This is a genomic window from Bacillus sp. 123MFChir2 (assembly GCF_000383235.1).
Taxonomy (GTDB): domain Bacteria; phylum Bacillota; class Bacilli; order Bacillales; family Bacillaceae_G; genus Bacillus_A.
The window spans coordinates 1-18,875 of the sequence record NZ_KB910932.1 but is presented as its reverse complement, the minus strand read 5'-3'; the positions used below and the strand labels follow the sequence as shown (position 1 = coordinate 18,875).

Here is an 18,875-nt window from a genome sequence, read left to right as displayed (position 1 = left end):
TGGTAATTTAGATATATTGGAAAGTTAAATACACTTGGAACTGATAATTACTGATGGAGTGAGTATGAATGAGAATATCCTGAATTTTTGATGTAATTTTCGTGGAATTATGCTGAAAAGTATAGGGCTCAATCTATCCATCATTTTTTCTAATGGTTTCTATTAAAATAATTCATTTTATTTATTCTTATTAAAAATATATAATAGCGATTAGGTGAGTGTATAAGACTATTATCGTTTTTTTTTGTTTTTAATTTAGATTTGAAAAATTAAGACTGTATAAAGTTTACCTTTGAAGCTAACTATTTCAGAATAGTTAGCTTCGTAAATGTTTTAGAAAAGACTTTATTTGATATATATTTTTAATATTACTTTTCATAATAATGTATTTATAACAATAAATTGATGGTACGAAAATCTTGTAATCTTTATACGTACATAAACCGTAATTTATGCTATTGAGGATGAAATAATGATTGTACAACAGGAGGCATTATTATGGAGCTGCGTTATTTGAAAACTTTTATTATTGTAGCAGAGAGCGGAGGGTTTACACGGGCTGGAGAGAGGCTCGGATATACACAATCAACAATCACAAATCACATTCAATCGCTGGAAGAAGCAATTGGAAGTCCATTGTTTGATCGCCTCGGTAAAAAGATAGTTTTAACTGAAGTAGGAAAGCATATGCTTTCTTATGCGCAAAAAATATTAGCATTATCGAATGAAGCATTGGAATCATCTCAAATGAACGGTGAACCATCAGGAACGATACGTATTGGGGCAAATGAGTCTTTAATGATATATCGATTACCTGTTATTTTATATGAATTTAAAAAGAAGTATCCGCAAGTCCATATCATTTTACAGCCATCAGAGAGTCAGGAGTTACATAATGAATTAAAGTCAGGGAAATTTGATTTTGCTTTATTTACAAATCCAGAAAAACTCGGTGTAGACATTATCACTCGTTCGCTTGTTAGAGAAACCATTGTGCTTGTTGCTCCGCCAGGGCACCCGCTAACGAAGCAAAAAATTGTTACTCCTGCTGATTTAGAAGGAGAAATGTTATTGCTTACTGAGCCAGGAAGTTATCGAGACTTACTAGAAAAATGGCTAAAAGAAGAAGGGATTAGTTGTTCACGTATCCATTTTTGGAGTATAGAGGCAATTAAACAAACTGTTATGTGCGGGTTAGGATTATCGTATTTACCGCTTATTACAGTTAAAGAAGAAATTGAGCGTGGAAAGTTAATTGCCCTGCCATGGATGCATAGTGAGGATTTTGTTACAACTGAACTAGCGTACCATAAAAATAAATGGTTGACTCCAGCGATGAAGAAGCTAATAGAAATGATCGAGAAACATGCGGAGAAATGGAGAGAGACAATTTAAATTCCTAGGATATATAGATGAAAATTGAAAAACTAACATAAAAACCCTTTTCTTTTTATGTGGGCGAGAGCAACTGGCCATGCATAGAATCGGTCAAGGACTATTTCTGCCACATGCGCAGTAAAAACCAAAAAGAGCAAACAAGTGCAGGTTCCTTTTTTCATAGCAGCAATCTATATGTAAAAAAATTTGGATTTATATAGGAATAGACGGGAGGAAAACGTAATGAATGAACGTATGAAAGAGATTATACTTATTGTAGTTGGATCGTTATTATTCGCGATTGGAATTAACTTTTTTGCTATCCCGAACCGATTATCAGAAGGAGGAATTATCGGTCTTACGGTAATTACTTATTATTTGTTTGACTGGTCTCCTGGTGCTGTAAACCTTATAATGAATGCTATTTTACTTGCAATTGGTTATAAATTTTTTGATAAGAAAACGATGGTATATACAATTCTTGGTATTATAGCTACTTCTCTTTTTTTATATATCACAGAAGGTGTGGCAAGCCCGGTAAATCATGATACATTATTAGCTGCTCTGTTTGCAGGAGTTTTTGTTGGTATTGGTTTAGGATTTATGTTTCGTGCAGGTGGTACATCAGGTGGTTCAGCTATTATTGCTAGGTTAGCAAATCAATATTTAGGCTGGAGTGTTGGGAAAGGTGTACTCATTATTGATATCGTTGTTATTGCTGGCTCGGTATTTATTATTGGACAAGAAAAAGCAATGTATACACTTGTAGCGGTCTTTATCGGTGCGAAGGTTATTGACTTTATTGTGGAAGGATTAGATACAAAAACAGCAGTGACAATTATTTCAAATGATCCGGATACTATTCGAGAGTCCATTATGCAAAATATGACACGTGGTGTAACGGTATTAGAAGGACGAGGCGGTTATACAGGGAATAATAAGGAAGTCTTATATGTTGTTATTAATAAACAAGAACTCGTTCAATTAAAACAAGTTGTAAGCCGAAAAGATAGAAATGCATTTGTTGTTATTCATGATGTAAGAGATGTATTAGGTGGCGGCTTTAAAGTAAGTTAAAAAAACTAGCCTTCAAATGTTTGAAGGCTAGTTTTTTTGTATAGGAAAAAGGTAATGTAGGAAATGCCTTTCTAAAAGAATGGCGAAAATCATGTCAATGAGAGAATATTTATTTATGATTTTAAAAAATATTTGTTTTTATATTATAATATGATTATATTACAATGATATATTGTGATTTTTTTGTAGCAAAAAGCTATTATTTATGCATTGGAAATTATTACGAAAATGTAAGGTTAGTGAAATGTAATTAGATTCTATAGATGTTACATTTCAATTAAACTAATAGAAGATGTTTTGAAGGGGGAAGTGAAATGGAGATGGAAGCAACAAGTAGAAGTGAAAAGAAAAAGAAGCGCTCCAAAAAAAGAGTTTTTTTATGGTTTTTGATGATTTCTGTGCTATTTCTTGTCATTGGAGGAATAAGCTACAGTTCCTTTATATATAGCAAAGCAAAAGCAGTTGTTAGTAATTCTTATGCAGAAATAGATAAATCTGATAAACGTGATACAGAGGTGGCGCCGTTAAAAGATAATATTTCTATTTTAATTATGGGTGTAGATGAAAGTGAGAAAAGAAAAAGCCAATATGGTGAAGCGGTGCGTACGGATGCGTTATTATTGGCAACGATTAATAAAAATGATAAATCGGTAAAGTTAGTGAGCATTCCTCGTGATTCGCGTGTATATATACCGTCAAAAAAGAAATTAGATAAAATTACGCACGCGCACGTTTTTGGCGGGGTGAAAAGTACACGTGAGACGGTTGAACGCTTTTTAAATGTACCTGTTGATTATTATGTGAAATTTAATTTTGAATCATTTATTAAAATAGTAGATTCACTTGGTGGGATTGATATTGATGTCCCGGTTACTTTTACGGAACAAGATAGTAAAGACCAAGCTGGTGCGATCCACCTTGAAAAAGGATACCAACATTTAAATGGAGAACAAGCACTTGCATTGGCGAGAACACGGAAAATTGATAGCGATGCAATGCGTGGTCAAAGACAGCAACTTGTAATCGAAACAATTATCAAAAAAGCAGTATCAGTTAATGCCATTACAAAACTTAGTTCATTATTAGATGCAGTGGATCAAAATTTGAAAACAAACTTAACATTCAATGATATGATGGCAATTACGAAAAATGTGGCAGGAACTGACTTGAAGTTAGAAAAAATACAAGTACAAGGTACAGACAAACGTATTAAAGGTATTTATTATTATCAACCAGATGAGAAAAATGTAAAAGAAATATCAAAACAATTGAATGATCATCTTGGAATTGCTGAGAAATCAGAATCTAATAAGTAATAAAAAAGGTTGGCTTTTTGCTAACCTTTTTTATTTGTTATGATCATAAGTAATGCTCCATTATATACGAACTTTAGAAAATACAGTGTGGTCATGATTATTTATACATCATAAGTAATATATTTATAAAGGTATGGAATACGGAAAGAATAATGGGTATAAAACTAGTTTATTTAGGAGGGGGACCATGTTCTCTATTGAAAATTTAGCTTATAGTATAGGCCTACAAGTTTATATATAAATACAAGTTGACTTTTTAACATCTAAGTCGCTGCTATGCAGAACAAAACATGGCCGCTACTTGCTGTCTATCTTTGTTTTAAACTTTGCATGTGGCAGGAAAAGGAACTGACCGCCTCTATGCATGGCCAGTTGCTCTCGCCCACATAAAAAGAAAAGGGTTTTTATGTTAGTTTTTCAATTTGTATCTATATATTTATGGTTATCCATTGTTAGTAATAAAGGGGAGGAATCAAATTGGTTACCAGTTCCAAAAGGAAACTTCAATTTAGTTATGCGTTACTATCAACCGAATTTTCGTATTTTGAACGGAAGTTATCAAACACCGCCCGTGAAAAAAGTTCGATATATATTTTTGACAAAATAAGTTAGAAGGGAAGAAAAAGGCCTAGTAATGAAAGTATAAAACAGTTATAGTTATTACTTTATTATAAAAAAATAACAATTAAAAATGTAAGGGGAAATGAACATGACATTTGAATTTTTACTCAAATTAGGCCTTGCGCTTTTTCTTGGACTATTAATTGGAATTGATAGACAGCTGAAAAATAAACCACTTGGTGTGAAAACGAGTATGGTGATTTCAGTAGCAAGTTGTTTAATTACAATTGTTTCTATTGAATCGGTAAATGTATACTCTTCACCGGGGCATACGAACATGGATCCTATGCGTCTTGCAGCGCAAATTGTTAGTGGGGTTGGTTTTCTCGGGGCAGGTGTTATTTTACGGAGAAATAACGATGTGATTTCTGGATTAACAACTGCTTCTATGGTTTGGGCGGCATCAGGATTAGGAATTGCAATTGGTGCTGGTTTTTACGCGGAAGCAACTGTAGCAATGATCTTAATTATTTTGGCGATTAATGTATTTCCGTATCTTGTAAAATTAGCAGGCCCTTATTCTTTAAGACAAAGGGATTTAGCAGTAAAAATAATCGTTAATAAACATCAAGAGCTTAATCGGATTTTTAAACAAATTAAGGAATTAAACTTGCAAGTGAAACGTGTGAAAGTTAAAGATATAGATAAAGGGCATCAACAATTAGAAATGATGATATCAGCTCCTGAAAAGCTATATACAACGGATTTGTATAGTTCTTTAAAAGAGATAGAACGAATTGTTTCAGTGGAAGTTGAGAGTAGATAGTTCGTGAGAATAAAAATATGTAAGTGATTTGTAATGTTTTTTGAAGAATAAAACCATGAAAACATGCTATAAAATAATGTTTTCATGGTTTTTTTTACATGGAGTTTATATGAGTTGGAAAAGCATATAAAATGCAACTGTCCAAATAATAACACCGGAAATTTTATTTAATAGTTGTATTTGTTTTCCGGATGAATCCACTTTCCCTAGCATTCGTCCCGCGATAGCTAATCCGATAAACCATAGACAAGAAACGAAAATTGTTGCCAGGGTAAATGCCCATTTTTCAGCCCCTATGTATTGAATGGAATTTGTTCCAATCACGCCAATGGTATCTAAAATAGCATGTGGATTTAATAAAGAGACAGAAGCTGCAAATACAATTTGTTTTTTTATTGTAATTGTTTGCTCTTCATTTTGGGACGCGGTCGGTTCACTTTTCCATATCGCCCACCCCATGTAAAGAAGAAAGAAAAATCCTATTGTGTAGAGCGCCGTTGTTAACCAGGAAAATGTTAATAGAACAAGGGATACGCCCTGCACAGCAACTAAAATTAAAATAGTATCACAGATTGCCGCCGTTATAACAACTGGAGCAGCCTTTAATAATGTAGATTGACTGGCACCTTGATTAAACACAAACACATTTTGAACGCCTAAAGGAATTATAAGTCCAAATGCAAGAATGATGCCGTGAAGAAATGCTTCACTCATTTTTTTCGCCTCCTACGTAAAAGTATGTTTTTGCGTGTAATAATTATCTATTGGTGTCTAGTATAAAAAGTGAAATATCAATTGTATCCATCCATATGGATGGATAGCAGCCCAACCAAAGTGTATACTACAATTGTAAAAACATAATTGGAGTGGTGTTATGGAACGGTTTGATTGGCAACCAAATGTTTTATCTCCAATTCCTTTATATAAGCAAATTGAAGATTATATAAAAGAGAAAATTGCAAATGGAGAATGGACAATCGGGACGAAATTACCGTCTCAACGAGCGTTAGCTGATGCATTTAAAGTTAATAGAAGTACAATTGTCACTGCGCTAGATGAATTAGCTGCTCAAGGATTAGTTGAAGGAAAAGGAAGACAAGGAACGAGAGTAATAAATAATACATGGGGGTTATTAACTTCTTCGGAACCTCTAGATTGGAATTCCTATGTTGATACTAGCATGCATTATCCTAATTTACCTATAATTCGAGAAATTAACCGCGCAGAGTTTGATCCAAATATCATTCGATTAGGGACAGGTGAACTTTCGTCAGAACTTTTGCCGCAAGAGAAGACCAAACATATTATGAGTATGCTTTCAGGGCAGGATATACCTTTAGGATATGAAGAACCAAAAGGAGATATTTTACTACGTGAGCAGATAACAAAGTACTTACAAACATTAGGTATACAAGCATCTTCTTCAACTATTTTAGTTGTTTCAGGTGGCATTCAAGCTTTACAGTTAATTTCTATGGGGCTATTACAAAAAGGAGCAACAATTTTAGTAGAAAAACCTTCTTACTTATATTCTCTTAACATTTTTCAGTCAGCAGGGATACGCTTAATTGGTATTCCAATGGATCAGGATGGAATACAACCAACACTTATCTCAAAATATAAAAAGCAATTTGATGGTTCACTTCTTTATACCATTCCTTCTTTTCATAATCCAACTGGGACTTTGATGAGTCAAGAGAGAAGAAAGGTTCTTGTAGAAACTTGTAATGAAAGTGGACTACCTATAGTAGAAGATGGGGTGTATCAAGACTTGTGGTTCGACTTGCCATCTTCAAAGCCATTAAAAGCATATGATAAAAGTGGGAGTGTCCTTTACATAGGAAGTATGTCTAAGACAATTAGTCCAGGTTTGAGAATTGGTTGGATTGTAGGACCAGAGGCCGTTATTAATCGATTAGCAGATATTAAAATGCAAACAGATTATGGATCAAGTTCTTTGTCACAACGAGTTGCTGCTCAGTGGTTTTTAAGCGGATTGTACGAAGAACATTTAGAGCGTATTCGCCGACAATTACAAATGCGTAGGGATATTACATTGCATGCATTGGAAACACATTTTGCACATATTGCAACGTGGAATGTACCAGAAGGTGGTTTTTACATTTGGTTACATATAAATTTGAGGTTTTCTATGCAGGAACTATTTTATAAGGCTTTACAAGCAGGGATTTTACTTAATCCAGGAAATTTGTATGATCGGCATGCTAATCAACATTTACGAATTTCCTACTCCTATGCATCGCTGCACGACATTGAAAGAGGAATTGAAAAACTTGCACGAATTATACAAGAAATAAAACAATAAATACGATAATATATAAATCCAAATTTAGAACCTGACATATCCCCTTTCTTTTTAGATGGCCCTGAGCATCTGGCCATGTCAGGACCTTTTTTCTTTCACGTGCGAAGTTCAAACAAAGAGAGAAAGAGTAGCAGGTTATTTTTTGTTCAGCATGGCGGCAACTTGTGTGTTGGAAAGTCAAGTTGGATTTATATATAAAAGGAGAAAGAAAATGAAACACTATGTCATTTGCCAAGTGATAAATGGAACCAAATATTTAGCTGCTTATGCAGAAACAAAACAAGAAGCAATTGAAAAAGCAGAACTGTTAGGATTAAGAACTGGAGAACGTTATATTGTTATTACGGAGGAAGAAGCAGAGGGATTGCAATATCCGTAACAGGACGGTAGCTATTATGGCTACCGTTTTTTATTTGTTTGTAGTAAGGCTCCTATGATGAAAGGTAAAGGAAACAATTGTCTGTACAGCCCTTATTAACGAAAGTAGCACTTTTCCTTACGTAAATATTTTTTGATATTATAATAAATAGTTATTATTTGGAAGATTACGCATAAAATTTTTGTATTTTCTGCAACTTTTCGTGATGTAAGAACGTGTTATATGTGAAAGGGGGATGGAATTGGCATTCTTAAGAAAACGAAAACCAGGTATATATAAACAAGAAACGTGGTTAGGAACATTTTCCTTGTTGTTAGCGTTAATGACTTTATTATATATAAATATTACTATGATGTTAGAAGATGTATTTATAGGAGAATATGCATATGTGATGATCCAAGTTGGATTAGTGTGTTCCGTAATAGGAATGATTACAAAGTAAAAGAGTTGGAAACGTGCGATATGGGCGTTTAGTTTATATGCGTTTATGCTTATATTTATCTTTTTCTCATTTATGTTAGCTTGGATGTTAAACCCAATACCATGATAAAAGGTGTTATGAAAGTCCTCTCCATGATATTACTTAGTAGGATTTGATATTTGTTTTTTTAGTGAAAATGAATTAGAAACCATGAGTAAATTTTTTTGTACGAAGAGAAGTTGAATTTTGACGGAGATATTAACTATCCATAGAAGAATAGATGCCAAAGGGGAGAGGAAAATGAGCCGAATTCAACATATAAGACAGAAAGAAAAAGAGTATCACGAACATTGCTATGCTAATCATAAGTTATTTGAAGAAGGATCATGGTTACATAAGCCAGTTTTGGGTGTTATTGAGATAATGAATGTATTTCAAGACCAACAAAGTGTTACGGCATTAGATTTAGGCTGTGGGGTTGGCAGAAATAGTATACCGATTGCGCAAAGAATGAAAGCAGGAAAGGTAATATGTGTAGACATGCTTTCATTCGCATTGCAACGGTTACAGCGATATAGTTATGAATTTAACGTTGCAGATCGGATTCAAACTGTAGAAAGTACGATTGAAGATTATTCTATCACAGCAAATGAATACGATTATATTGTGGCAATATCTAGTTTAGAGCATGTACCCTCTAAAAGTGAGCTGGAAAAAGTATTGAATCATATGGAAATAGGGACGGAACATAACGGAGTTAATTATATTGTAATAAATTCTAGTGTGGAAGAAATGGATATGGATACAAATGTAAGATTGGATCCTTTATTTGAAGTAAATCTTTCAACAGAAGAAATACTTTGTATGCTGCGCAGGGTGTATAAAGGGTGGGAAGAATTACATGTAGTAGTAAAACCGCTAGAGTATCGGATTGTAAGGGATGAGCAGCCCGTTTCATTAAGGACAAAAGCAATTACTTTTTGTGTAAGAAAAAAGTTTGAACATGTATAAGTAAGTTTTGAAAGAAAAAAGAAGTTGAGTTAACAATTTTATTGTTTGTTTTGGTTATGTGAAGCGGAAGAGTCACGACGGTATCGGTATATATATTGATTGAAATTCCAAGAGATTAGAAACTTTTCAGCTGCCTGGTAGCCAGAATAAAAAAGCCATTCTTTTTCTTCATCACTTAAATTGAAGTTTGTACTTGTAATATTTCCAGTAGGGATTTTAATTGTGCGTGCCCTTGCTTCTGTATTGAGATAGCGTAAATCGTGGGCTTGCATCATTGTTTTAAATAATCCTTTAAACATGGAAACAGGTTCTTCATAATGCATAGGTTCTGCTTGAATTTCGTCTTTTATGAAATGAAATCCAAAAGTAGGCCAGCGTGGAATGTTTGGTGTGTCGAAAATCCATATCGGATAATTACTGAGAATGCCCCCGTCAAGCATATAACAAGATTGCTTCCACTTAGGAGTTTTCCATTTTACAGGTTGAAAAAAGAAAGGAATCGTACTGCTCATTCTTGCTGCTTTTGCAATAGAGAATTTTTTATTTGAAAATCCATAATGCGGTAAGTCGTCGGGGAAAATTACCATGTTACCATTGCTGATATCAGAAGCAATGATTTTTAAACTATCGGGGTTAGGTAAGTCACTAAAACAAGAAACTCCCTTTTTGGATAATAAATCTTCTAACCATTGTTCTATGAAATCATTTTTATATATGCCCATTTTAAACCACACATTTACTCCTTTTCCAATCAGGGGGATTTTATCTAACCATGTTTTTGTTAGGAAGTTTGTATAATCAGCGTTATTTATAATGGTTTTTAATTCTTTTCCTGTATAGCCGCATGCGAGGAGTGCTGCTATTATAGCACCAGCTGATGTACCAGCAACTCGTTCCCATGTATAACCGTTTTCTTCTAATGCACAAATTGCTCCAACATGTGCAATTCCCCGAACGCCGCCTCCTTCAAAGACACCATCTATTTTCATAAAAGTACCGCCCATCCATGTATAATTTATAAAGTTAATGAAAATAAAAAAGCACGACAAATGCGTGCTTTTTTACAATAGTTGTTAAAGATTACTTAGCAGAAAAAGCCGCCGGTGCAGCTCGCTCCAATGATGATAAGAAGGATAAATAAAACGATTAATAAAGCAAAGCCGCCAAATCCACAACCGCCATATCCTCCACCGCCGTAACCATATCCACAACCGCCATATCCATAACCCATATTAATTTCCTCCTAGCTATAAAAATTTTGGGTAAACAAAGTGGGAATCATGAGGATGTCTTACAAAGGATGATAAGTTTGCATGTTTGTAGGAACACTGTATATTATGTGTTAGGAAGGCATTTCGATTATATTGAACAAGCCCTTTTTCATAATGGGCAGTGAGATAGAGACAAAGAAAAAACAAAAGAAGCTTAATTACAATTTGTGATATGATGGAGATAATCGTGTAGAAGAAGGAGTTTGTATGACGAAACATATTGAAGAATTAATTGAAAAGTATCAACTGAATCATATAAAACATGAATTGTTAATGGCAGCATTTGAATGTATAAAAGTAGTGCCAACACAAGAAGAGGTATTGCCGATAGGGTGTTCAAAAATGGGAGGATCACCTGATTTACCAGCAGAGTTGGCATATCCTACTTATAAAGGGCGGCCTCTTCACTTTGTTGCCCAGTTTCATTTAGCTGAAATTCAAGCTGTAGGTATAAAAAATGATTTGCCTGAAAAGGGCATGTTATATTTCTTTTATTTTGCTGATGACGAGCAGGATGACTTTTATGAAGTGTATGGAAATACGAACATAAAAGAAGGATGGCGTGTTTTATATTATGAAGGAGCAACAGAGGAGTTACAAAAAACCGATCAAATGAATGGTCAATATTCTCAGTGTAAAATTACATTTGAAAAGGTGCAAAAACTTCCTGAGTTGTTTATTGAAAACGAGGACGATTCAGATCGTTTCTTACAACTATTAGAAGAATTAATCCCAGATTACTATGACAATCATCAAATTTTGGGTACACCATTTTCCGTTCAAACAGAAGTGTTTGAGGAAGCACAAGAATATATGAATGTGCATCACAGTGAGATGACATTATTATTTCAAGTAGATTCTGATGAGCAACATTTGAACATGATGTGGGGAGATATGGGAATGTTATATTTCTGTATTGCAAATGAAGATATAAAGCAACGCCGTTTTGAAAATGCTTGTTGTATTTTACAAAGCTTATAAGTGAAGAAGAAGCAGTTTCATGTGTGAATGGAAATTGCTTTTTAAATTTTTATTGAGTAATGAAGTAATATAAATCCAAATTTTAAAAAACGATTCTTTTTCGGTGGGCGAGAGCATCTGGCCATGCATAGAAGCGGTTAGTCCCCTTTCTTGCCACATGCAAGGTTTAAACAAAGGGAGGAAGCAAGTGCGGGCTCTTCTGCATAACTGTAATCTCATATGTCGAAAAACTAAAATGGATTCTTATAGATGTATTATATAAATTCAAATTAATAGTTCACTGTTGTTTGAATTACGATTAAGCAAATACATTTTAGGTGGTATTAATGGGTAATGGGTTCGGACTGTCTAGCATTATTTGTGTGTGGATTTCTTTCGGAAATGCGTCGAAATATAAAAAAATGTATTTTCTTTTTCAATAGAATTAATGTATATTTATATATAGAGTAAATGTAATTTAATTTAATATTATGAGGATGTGATGAAATGAAGAAATCTATTAAATGTATAACAACTATAGCACTTTGTTCGTCTATTATAAGTGGAACTCTTCATATGCCTTCAGTTTCATATGCTGCTACAAAACAAGTAACAGATAATGGTTCTGTAAGTGATGCGAAACTAATTGCAGCATTTCAACAAGAATTACAACAGCACTTAAATAATCATGAAACAAATATTACGATTGCCTATAAGACAAAGAATTCAAACATAAAAGAAGTTTTGAATACACTGGTGCAAGCTTATAACCAGACATTAGAAAAAGATCAATATTTAAAATATAATGTAAGTGGTACAAAATTTTCGATTCGTGGTGTACCAGGGAATTATTCATTTACAGTGAATATTTCATACCGAGAAACGAAAGAGCAATCACAGTACGTGATGAAGCAGGCAAAATCAATTGTAAATTCAATCATTACAGCTGGAATGGATCAAAATGAAAAAGTAAAAGCTGTTCATGACTATGTAGTGAAAAATGTTTCATATGACACATCACTTCGTTCTTACACTGCATATGATGCACTAGCAAAACACTCGGCAGTTTGTCAAGGATATGCACTATTAACCTATCAATTATTAAAAGAAGCGGGGATTCAATCTCAGATCGTAACGGGAACTGGAAATGGGCAGTGTCATGCATGGAACCTTGTAAATATTGATGGAAAATGGTATCACCTCGATACGACATTCGATGATCCAATTCCGGATAAACAAGGCCGTGTTACGTACTCTTATTTTAACATGTCCGATGAACAAATGAGTAAAGATCATCAATGGGATCGTAGTAAATATCCAGTTGCAAATACAAGTTATTATAATGAGTTAACAAATAAAATTAAAGCAGGAAATAAGAAAGCGCCTGTTTATCAACAAATCTTAAAGGATACAAATCTTGTTTATTTAGCGGCAGAATTTGGAGCTGAAAATTATAGCCAGTTAAAACAAAAATTACAGCAAAAATTTACAACGAAACAAGAAAAGGTAGAATTACGTTATCATCAAACAGTTAATAACACGATGAATGATGTTAAAAAAGTACTGAATGAAGTTGCTTGGCCAAAAGGAGCGAAACGAGTATCATATCAGGTAACTCCTTACCAGGCGCAAAATGGTTATTCATTGTTAACAATTACATTTTCATATTAATAGCGAAAAAGAGCATCTTAATAAAGGATGCTCTTTTTTATTATTAATAAGGTTCTGTTGCTTGTAAGATAGCGTCTAATAGCCCTGGAAATCTCTTGTCTAAGTCGTCTGTTCGAATAGAAATGAAACGCTGTGTTCCTTCGATTCTCGTATACATAACACCGGACTCTCGTAATACTTTAAAGTGATGAGAGAGTGTAGATTTTGCAATAGGGATGTTTAAAGCACCGCAAGATTGTTCGCCGCATGTCAGTAAATCGTTTACAATTTGTAATCGGATTTGATCACTAAGTGCATATAACACAGAGGAAAGTTGAATTTCCTCACGATTTGGATGATATAGAGTTCGCATTTTTTCACCTGCTTTTCATAACGTATTTTCTGTTCTATTTATGGATAAAAAACTCCACATCGCAATATTAAAAATGAAATAAGATAAGTTCAATTGGTGAGAGTTTCTTATTGCATGAGAAGGTGTATTCTATTTGCAATATAACATACACTATGATATATTTCTATTGTTCGAATATATTCGAACAATAGAAATATAAAGGGGATGGAAAAATGAAATTAGTAACTTTACAGAAGGCGAAATTGGAAGTTTCACAAATTGGTTTTGGAACAAATGCGGTTGGAGGCTATAACTTATTTGCAAATATTGATGAAAAAGAAGGAACGCAAATGATAGAAGAAGCTTTGAATCAAGGAGTTACCTTTTTTGATACAGCAGATGTATACGGATTTGGGCGTTCAGAAGAGTTATTAGGAGAAGGGTTACGAAATAAACGAAAGGATATTGTACTTGCTACGAAAGGTGGAATTCAAAAGTTATCAGGAGCTACTACTCGTATAAACAATGAACCTAGTTACATAAGAGCCGCTGTAGAAAATAGTTTACAACGGTTACAGACAGATTATATAGATTTATATTATTTGCACTTTTCAGATCCCGAAACTCCATTTTCAGAGTCAGTGGGGGAACTAGTGCGTTTAAAAGAAGAAGGAAAAATAGGAGCGATTGGTATTTCAAATGTAAATATTAAGCAGTTAAAAGAAGCAAATCAGCATGGGGATATTGCGGTTTTGCAATCACCATATAACTTGTTAGACCGAACTGCGGAAAAAGAATTAATTCCGTATTGTATAGAACAAAATATTTCATTTATTCCATATGGACCACTTGCCTTTGGAATTTTAGGTGGGAAATATCCTGAAGATTTGCAATTGAGTGAGGGAGACTGGAGAAGAAGTATTTCTTTATTTGAAAATGCTGTATACAAGAAGAATTTTGCGAAAGTAGAAAAACTAAAGGAATTTGCAACTGAAAAAAGTACGACTTTGCCGAATTTAGCGTTAGCATGGTTGCTTGCACAAGACGGGATTGATCTTGTCATTCCAGGAGGAAAACACATAGAGCAAATAAAAGAAAATGTAAAAGTAAATGAAGTTTCTTTACTCAAAAGAGATTTACAAACGATTCAATCTATTTTAGAAGATGAATAAGATAAATGCCGATACCTTGCTTTTATGTATAAATAGAAAGGGTACTTATCTTGCAACTATACATTACTCTACTCCGTTTTTTATAATGGGAATTTGTTCCGCTATATTAGGGATACTCATATATTTTAAACTTCCTCATTTACAAACGTTACAACAAGAATCTCATAAACAAACAATTTTTAGTCGTTATAACCAGTTATTACATATATCAAAAACAGTACCATTATTTTTCGCTTATTTCTTATTTCAAACAGGTAACTTAAAAACAAAGCACTGTTTATACATACTAAAACAGTGCTTTTCGCTTGGATTGGATTGTTGCAGCATTTTCATCTTTAATGCCGGCTTCTTGAATAATACGTTGCTTTGCTTTATCTAACAAATCGTTTACTGCTTCGCCAAAATAGTTTGCTTCTCGCTTTGTGCGGGCTTCTTGTAAACATTTGTAATTTTCTATCAACTCCTCTTTTTCAGAGTCTGTTAAGAAATTTTCTATCTTTTTGTTTGTCATAAGAAACACCCTTTCTTCTGACAGACGCTTTCATTCAGAATTTTTATTTTTCATTATATCAGCAAATCACAAGTTATAGTACAGTTAACGCTTTAATAATTTGTCAATTTCTTGTATTTTTTCGTTTGCTTTATTCACTTGTATATTCTTTGCTTGTTCTCCTCCAAGCGCTTGATGGAGTAAAAATGTTTGCCCAGAAATTGCAGTGACGATTGCAACTTTAATGATTTCTTTTAAAGTTGTTGCATCGAATAAAACAAGGCCAAGTAGTGCAGCGAGGCTACCTGTGATAATATCAGCTAAAAAGCCAAGATGAAAAAATGTTTTTAATCGGCGTGGAAGCAATAATTTGCCTTGATGATTGATAAGATGGGCAACAAAACCGGTAATTCCACCAACGAGAAGAGCCGTTAGCCACGAATACATATCCATCAAATCCACTCCTTTTAGTAAATATCATTCTGTTTTTGACCTACTTACTCCTTTTTAAAATGTATATGTGTATATTGAGAAAGTTTGTCTTAAAAATATTTTTGTTAAGTGGGATTTAGTCTGATAATTCCGTCATATGTAGTGGATATTTTATTTGAAATTTCATATAATAAAATTAAGTCTATTAAGAACGGAGTGATGTATTATGGCAATTGTTTATAAGATGTATACAGTTAATACAAATAAGGAAGGAACGGACGAATCTTTATAAAGATTCGTTATATCCTTCCGCAGTAAACATTTTAGGGAGGATTCGAGATTGAATCATAATAATTTAATGGAATTTGGATGGGATTTACATTTTGAAGATCAATTATCGGAGCAATATGCGGTAGGACGTGTTTTGTTAGAGCATAAACATACGTATCGGATTATATGTGAAGATGGTGAATATGTAGCGGAATTAACAGGGAAATTTCGTTTTGAGGCAATTGAGAAGGGTAATTATCCTGCAGTAGGTGATTGGGTAAGTATAACGAAATTGCCAGAAGAAAAGAAAGCAATGATTCATACTGTGCTTCCAAGAAAAAGCTCTTTCTCTAGAAAAGTAGCTGGAGAGAAAACAGTGGAACAAATTGTTGCAGCAAATGTGGATTATCTCTTTTTAGTTAATGCTTTAAATGCTGATTTTAATGTAAGGCGAATTGAGCGTTATTTATTGTTAGCATATGAGAGCGGAGCGATGCCTGTCGTTATTTTAACAAAGAGTGATTTATGTGCAAATGTAGAGCAGAAAATCATGGAAACAGAGACGGTTGCAATTGGAGTACCTATTTTTGCAGTTGATAGTTTGCAGCAAACAGGGATGGACAGATTGCAACAATTTTTACAACGAGGAAAAACGATTGCGCTCATTGGCTCTTCGGGAGCAGGGAAATCTACGTTACTGAATGCTTTAATGGGAAATGAAGTGGCCAAAACAGGTGGAATTCGTGAGAGTGATAGTAAAGGAAAGCATACGACAACACATCGGGAATTGTTTCAATTACCAACGGGTGCACTTGTTATTGATACACCGGGAATGAGAGAACTTCAACTTTGGGAAGGAAGCGGCGCAATGCACGCAACTTTTTCTGATATTGAAGAAATTGCTCAAAAATGTCGCTTTCGAGATTGTCAACATGAAAATGAACCTGGTTGTGCAATTCGGGCTGCGATTGATGAGGGAACATTGGAGAAAGCTCGATTATTCAATTATAAAAAATTACAAAGAGAAATTGCTTATGCAATGAGAAAGCAGGATGCTCTTTTGGCTCGTGCAGAGCGAAATAAGTGGAAGAGCATAACAAAACAAATAAAGAAGAAAAAGTAAAAAAGAAAACTCCAGGGCATATACGCTTTTGGAGTTTTTTTATGTATTTGAAATTTTATATTAGAACATTGAAATGTAACATTTTGTATATAGACAAAAATAATTTAGTTATATAGAATTTGTAATATAATAATTTTAAAATGTCTTACATCTAACGAATTCGTATTTTGTTTACTATATGTTCTATCAAAGTATCATCTTTGATAGAACATAAAGGGGTGAGCTATATGTCAAAGTTGTTTAAATCATTTCAGCATATGAATGTAGGAAAAAAACTCCTATTTTCATTTTTGGTTATTTTAATCTCTGCTGTGTCTGTAATTGGTACTATGTCTTATCAAAATGCAAAAAAGAATTTTGATAGTCAAATTACAAGTAGTGCAAGTCAAAATATTAAAGTGCTAGATAGTTTAATTAATCAAATGATCGATGCAAAGTATCATGACGTTACACATTTTTCTAAAGTAATTCAGCGTAATATGCATGAGACTGAAAATGGAGAAAGTATTAGGAAAATATTTATAGAGTATGCGAATTTGCATCCTGAGATTATATACACTTATGTAGGAACTGATAATGGGGCATATATTCAAGAACCAAACGAACAAATGCCGGCAGATTTTAATCCGAAGGAGCGTCCATGGTACATCGATGCAATGAAGCAAAACGGTGGAGTTGTAATAACATCCCCATATAAAGACGGAATTACCGGGAATATTGTTGTTACAATCTCTAAAAAATTAGATGATGGTAGTGGTGTTATTGCAATTGATTTAAAGCTTGAAAGTTTATTAAAAACAACAAAAATGATCAATATCGGTAAAGAAGGCTATGCATTTATTTTAGATCAAAGTCAAAATATTATAGCTCATCCACAAGAAAAATCAGGTACGAAAGCACCAGATATTTGGGCGAAACCTATGTATCAAGAAAAGCATGGTACGTTCACATATTCAAATGGTGGTTCAGAGAAGAAAATGGTTTTTGCGACAAATACGAAAACGGGTTGGAAAATTGGCGGTACGATGTACACAAATGAAGTCGCTACTGCGGCAAATCCTATATTTTACAATACATTAATTATTGCAATAATCGCTCTTATTATAGGGGGAGTAATTATTTATTTTATCACTCTTTCTATTACGAAACCTTTAAAACAACTGGTCGTTTCTTCTCATAAAATTAGTAAAGGTGATTTAACAGAAACAATTGAAATTCGTTCAAACGATGAAATTGGTCAGCTTGGAAAAGGATTTAACGAAATGGCTGAGTCGCTTCGCGAGTTAATCTCAAGAATTAATTCTTCAGCGGGACATGTAGCTGCTGCATCAGAAGAATTAACGGCAAGTGTAAGACAAGCAAGTGAAGCTACTAAACAAATAACAATGGCAATTGATCAAGTGTCAAGTGGTGCAGTTACACAAACAAAAGGTGTTGAACAAGGTGCGATGTTGCTACTAGAAGTGACAGACGGAATTCAACGTGTGGCAGATACTTCATCTGTTATCGCAACTTCATCTGCATATACACGTCAAAAAGCAGAAGATGGTGATAAGCTTGTTGTGCAAACAGTAAATCAAATGCAATCGATTCATCAGTCAGTTGCAGAATCTGATGCAATCATCCAATTGTTAGATAATAAATCGAAGCAAATTTGGGATATATTAGAGGTCATTCAAAATATCGCAAATCAAACAAATTTATTAGCATTGAACGCTGCAATTGAAGCAGCAAGGGCAGGAGAACATGGCAGAGGCTTTGCTATCGTTGCAGATGAAGTACGTAAATTAGCAGAACAATCGAGCTCATCTTCAAATGAGATTGGAAAGTTAATTACAGAAATTCAAGAAGATATGAGTAA

The 18,875-nt window shown here is 33.8% G+C and carries 19 protein-coding genes and 1 pseudogene; 14 read left to right on the top strand and 6 right to left on the bottom strand.

What is annotated here, in order from left to right; genetic code table 11:
- The first annotated feature begins 498 nt into the window (after positions 1 to 498).
- The 5 genes from H280_RS0107200 to H280_RS0107180 all read left to right on the top strand — a co-directional run bounded on the left by H280_RS0107200 (position 499) and on the right by H280_RS0107180 (position 5,157).
- Positions 499 to 1,395, top strand: a complete 897-nt coding sequence (locus H280_RS0107200; protein WP_020060445.1) for a LysR family transcriptional regulator — start codon at positions 499 to 501, stop codon at positions 1,393 to 1,395.
- A 225-nt stretch (positions 1,396 to 1,620) separates the two neighbouring features.
- Entirely contained in the window at positions 1,621 to 2,454 is an 834-nt protein-coding gene (locus H280_RS0107195) for a YitT family protein (protein WP_020060444.1), read from the top strand.
- A 314-nt stretch (positions 2,455 to 2,768) separates the two neighbouring features.
- Positions 2,769 to 3,770 carry an LCP family protein gene (locus H280_RS0107190; protein ID WP_020060443.1) on the top strand — a complete coding sequence of 334 codons (1,002 nt, stop codon included), beginning with the start codon at positions 2,769 to 2,771 and terminating at the stop codon, positions 3,768 to 3,770.
- A 406-nt stretch (positions 3,771 to 4,176) separates the two neighbouring features.
- Positions 4,177 to 4,377, top strand: a complete 201-nt coding sequence (locus H280_RS0107185; RefSeq protein ID WP_020060442.1) for a DUF1214 domain-containing protein — start codon at positions 4,177 to 4,179, stop codon at positions 4,375 to 4,377.
- Positions 4,378 to 4,479: 102 nt separating this feature from the next.
- The gene (locus H280_RS0107180; protein WP_020060441.1) at positions 4,480 to 5,157 is read left to right on the top strand and encodes an MgtC/SapB family protein; all 678 of its coding nucleotides are present in this window, start codon (positions 4,480 to 4,482) and stop codon (positions 5,155 to 5,157) included.
- Positions 5,158 to 5,262: 105 nt separating this feature from the next.
- Here the strand turns inward: H280_RS0107180 and H280_RS0107175 are convergent, their stop codons facing one another.
- Positions 5,263 to 5,871 (bottom strand): LysE/ArgO family amino acid transporter, encoded by a 609-nt coding sequence (locus H280_RS0107175; protein WP_020060440.1) that lies wholly within the window; start codon positions 5,869 to 5,871, stop codon positions 5,263 to 5,265.
- A 160-nt stretch (positions 5,872 to 6,031) separates the two neighbouring features.
- Here H280_RS0107175 and H280_RS0107170 point away from each other — a divergent pair, with 160 nt between their 5' ends.
- The 4 genes and pseudogenes from H280_RS0107170 (at position 6,032) to H280_RS0107155 (ending at position 9,294) form a co-directional block, all read left to right on the top strand.
- Positions 6,032 to 7,483, top strand: coding sequence for an aminotransferase-like domain-containing protein (locus H280_RS0107170; RefSeq protein WP_020060439.1), 1,452 nt, complete (start codon positions 6,032 to 6,034; stop codon positions 7,481 to 7,483).
- Between the two features lie 211 nt (positions 7,484 to 7,694).
- Positions 7,695 to 7,862 (top strand): DUF3933 family protein, encoded by a 168-nt coding sequence (locus tag H280_RS24840; protein WP_020060438.1) that lies wholly within the window; start codon positions 7,695 to 7,697, stop codon positions 7,860 to 7,862.
- Positions 7,863 to 8,097: 235 nt separating this feature from the next.
- Positions 8,098 to 8,409, top strand: a pseudogene (locus H280_RS23205) (hypothetical protein).
- 174 nt (positions 8,410 to 8,583) lie between these two features.
- Positions 8,584 to 9,294, top strand: a complete 711-nt coding sequence (locus tag H280_RS0107155; RefSeq protein ID WP_020060436.1) for a class I SAM-dependent methyltransferase — start codon at positions 8,584 to 8,586, stop codon at positions 9,292 to 9,294.
- A 38-nt stretch (positions 9,295 to 9,332) separates the two neighbouring features.
- On the opposite strand, the gene H280_RS0107150 is transcribed toward H280_RS0107155, so the two are convergent.
- Positions 9,333 to 10,283, bottom strand: a complete 951-nt coding sequence (locus tag H280_RS0107150; protein ID WP_020060435.1) for a patatin-like phospholipase family protein — start codon at positions 10,281 to 10,283, stop codon at positions 9,333 to 9,335.
- A 95-nt stretch (positions 10,284 to 10,378) separates the two neighbouring features.
- Complete coding sequence (yjcZ, locus tag H280_RS0107145; RefSeq protein ID WP_020060434.1) at positions 10,379 to 10,525, bottom strand: sporulation protein YjcZ; 147 nt, start codon at positions 10,523 to 10,525, stop codon at positions 10,379 to 10,381.
- Positions 10,526 to 10,772: 247 nt separating this feature from the next.
- Between yjcZ and H280_RS0107140 the strand changes: the two genes are divergently transcribed.
- Together H280_RS0107140 and H280_RS0107125 are read left to right on the top strand one after the other, a co-directional pair.
- The gene (locus tag H280_RS0107140; protein WP_020060433.1) at positions 10,773 to 11,546 is read left to right on the top strand and encodes a YwqG family protein; all 774 of its coding nucleotides are present in this window, start codon (positions 10,773 to 10,775) and stop codon (positions 11,544 to 11,546) included.
- A gap of 486 nt (positions 11,547 to 12,032) precedes the next feature.
- Positions 12,033 to 13,196 (top strand): transglutaminase domain-containing protein, encoded by a 1,164-nt coding sequence (locus H280_RS0107125; RefSeq protein ID WP_028411138.1) that lies wholly within the window; start codon positions 12,033 to 12,035, stop codon positions 13,194 to 13,196.
- 43 nt (positions 13,197 to 13,239) lie between these two features.
- On the opposite strand, the gene H280_RS0107120 is transcribed toward H280_RS0107125, so the two are convergent.
- Positions 13,240 to 13,548 (bottom strand): ArsR/SmtB family transcription factor, encoded by a 309-nt coding sequence (locus H280_RS0107120; RefSeq protein ID WP_020060429.1) that lies wholly within the window; start codon positions 13,546 to 13,548, stop codon positions 13,240 to 13,242.
- Between the two features lie 212 nt (positions 13,549 to 13,760).
- On the opposite strand from H280_RS0107120, the gene H280_RS0107115 reads away from it, so the two are divergent.
- Entirely contained in the window at positions 13,761 to 14,699 is a 939-nt protein-coding gene (locus H280_RS0107115; protein WP_020060428.1) for an aldo/keto reductase, read from the top strand.
- Positions 14,700 to 14,985: 286 nt separating this feature from the next.
- Here H280_RS0107115 and H280_RS0107110 read toward each other — a convergent pair whose 3' ends face one another.
- Together H280_RS0107110 and H280_RS0107105 are read right to left on the bottom strand one after the other, a co-directional pair.
- A complete protein-coding gene (locus H280_RS0107110; RefSeq protein ID WP_020060427.1) occupies positions 14,986 to 15,210 on the bottom strand; it encodes a hypothetical protein in 225 nt (74 codons plus the stop codon).
- A gap of 84 nt (positions 15,211 to 15,294) precedes the next feature.
- The gene (locus tag H280_RS0107105) at positions 15,295 to 15,642 is read right to left on the bottom strand and encodes a DUF4257 domain-containing protein (RefSeq protein WP_020060426.1); all 348 of its coding nucleotides are present in this window, start codon (positions 15,640 to 15,642) and stop codon (positions 15,295 to 15,297) included.
- Between the two features lie 319 nt (positions 15,643 to 15,961).
- On the opposite strand from H280_RS0107105, the gene rsgA reads away from it, so the two are divergent.
- The gene (gene rsgA / locus H280_RS0107100; protein WP_020060425.1) at positions 15,962 to 17,014 is read left to right on the top strand and encodes a ribosome small subunit-dependent GTPase A; all 1,053 of its coding nucleotides are present in this window, start codon (positions 15,962 to 15,964) and stop codon (positions 17,012 to 17,014) included.
- 227 nt (positions 17,015 to 17,241) lie between these two features.
- A partial coding sequence (locus H280_RS0107095; protein WP_020060424.1) for a methyl-accepting chemotaxis protein occupies positions 17,242 to 18,875 on the top strand: 1,634 nt, incomplete at its 3' end.

What these genes read in the sequence shown, in the direction of transcription:
- H280_RS0107195 (WP_020060444.1), top strand. Translation starts at nt 1,621, where the DNA reads ATGAATGAACGTATGAAAGAGATTATACTTATTGTAGTTGGATCGTTA.
- H280_RS0107140 (WP_020060433.1), top strand. Translation starts at nt 10,773, where the DNA reads ATGACGAAACATATTGAAGAATTAATTGAAAAGTATCAACTGAATCAT.
- H280_RS0107150 (WP_020060435.1), bottom strand. Translation starts at nt 10,283, where the DNA reads ATGAAAATAGATGGTGTCTTTGAAGGAGGCGGCGTTCGGGGAATTGCA.
- H280_RS0107190 (WP_020060443.1), top strand. Translation starts at nt 2,769, where the DNA reads ATGGAGATGGAAGCAACAAGTAGAAGTGAAAAGAAAAAGAAGCGCTCC.
- yjcZ (WP_020060434.1), bottom strand. Translation starts at nt 10,525, where the DNA reads ATGGGTTATGGATATGGCGGTTGTGGATATGGTTACGGCGGTGGAGGA.
- H280_RS0107170 (WP_020060439.1), top strand. Translation starts at nt 6,032, where the DNA reads ATGGAACGGTTTGATTGGCAACCAAATGTTTTATCTCCAATTCCTTTA.
- H280_RS0107105 (WP_020060426.1), bottom strand. Translation starts at nt 15,642, where the DNA reads ATGGATATGTATTCGTGGCTAACGGCTCTTCTCGTTGGTGGAATTACC.
- H280_RS0107120 (WP_020060429.1), bottom strand. Translation starts at nt 13,548, where the DNA reads ATGCGAACTCTATATCATCCAAATCGTGAGGAAATTCAACTTTCCTCT.
- H280_RS0107185 (WP_020060442.1), top strand. Translation starts at nt 4,177, where the DNA reads ATGTTAGTTTTTCAATTTGTATCTATATATTTATGGTTATCCATTGTT.
- H280_RS0107110 (WP_020060427.1), bottom strand. Translation starts at nt 15,210, where the DNA reads ATGACAAACAAAAAGATAGAAAATTTCTTAACAGACTCTGAAAAAGAG.
- H280_RS0107200 (WP_020060445.1), top strand. Translation starts at nt 499, where the DNA reads ATGGAGCTGCGTTATTTGAAAACTTTTATTATTGTAGCAGAGAGCGGA.
- H280_RS0107115 (WP_020060428.1), top strand. Translation starts at nt 13,761, where the DNA reads ATGAAATTAGTAACTTTACAGAAGGCGAAATTGGAAGTTTCACAAATT.
- H280_RS0107155 (WP_020060436.1), top strand. Translation starts at nt 8,584, where the DNA reads ATGAGCCGAATTCAACATATAAGACAGAAAGAAAAAGAGTATCACGAA.
- H280_RS0107125 (WP_028411138.1), top strand. Translation starts at nt 12,033, where the DNA reads ATGAAGAAATCTATTAAATGTATAACAACTATAGCACTTTGTTCGTCT.
- H280_RS0107180 (WP_020060441.1), top strand. Translation starts at nt 4,480, where the DNA reads ATGACATTTGAATTTTTACTCAAATTAGGCCTTGCGCTTTTTCTTGGA.
- H280_RS24840 (WP_020060438.1), top strand. Translation starts at nt 7,695, where the DNA reads ATGAAACACTATGTCATTTGCCAAGTGATAAATGGAACCAAATATTTA.
- H280_RS0107175 (WP_020060440.1), bottom strand. Translation starts at nt 5,871, where the DNA reads ATGAGTGAAGCATTTCTTCACGGCATCATTCTTGCATTTGGACTTATA.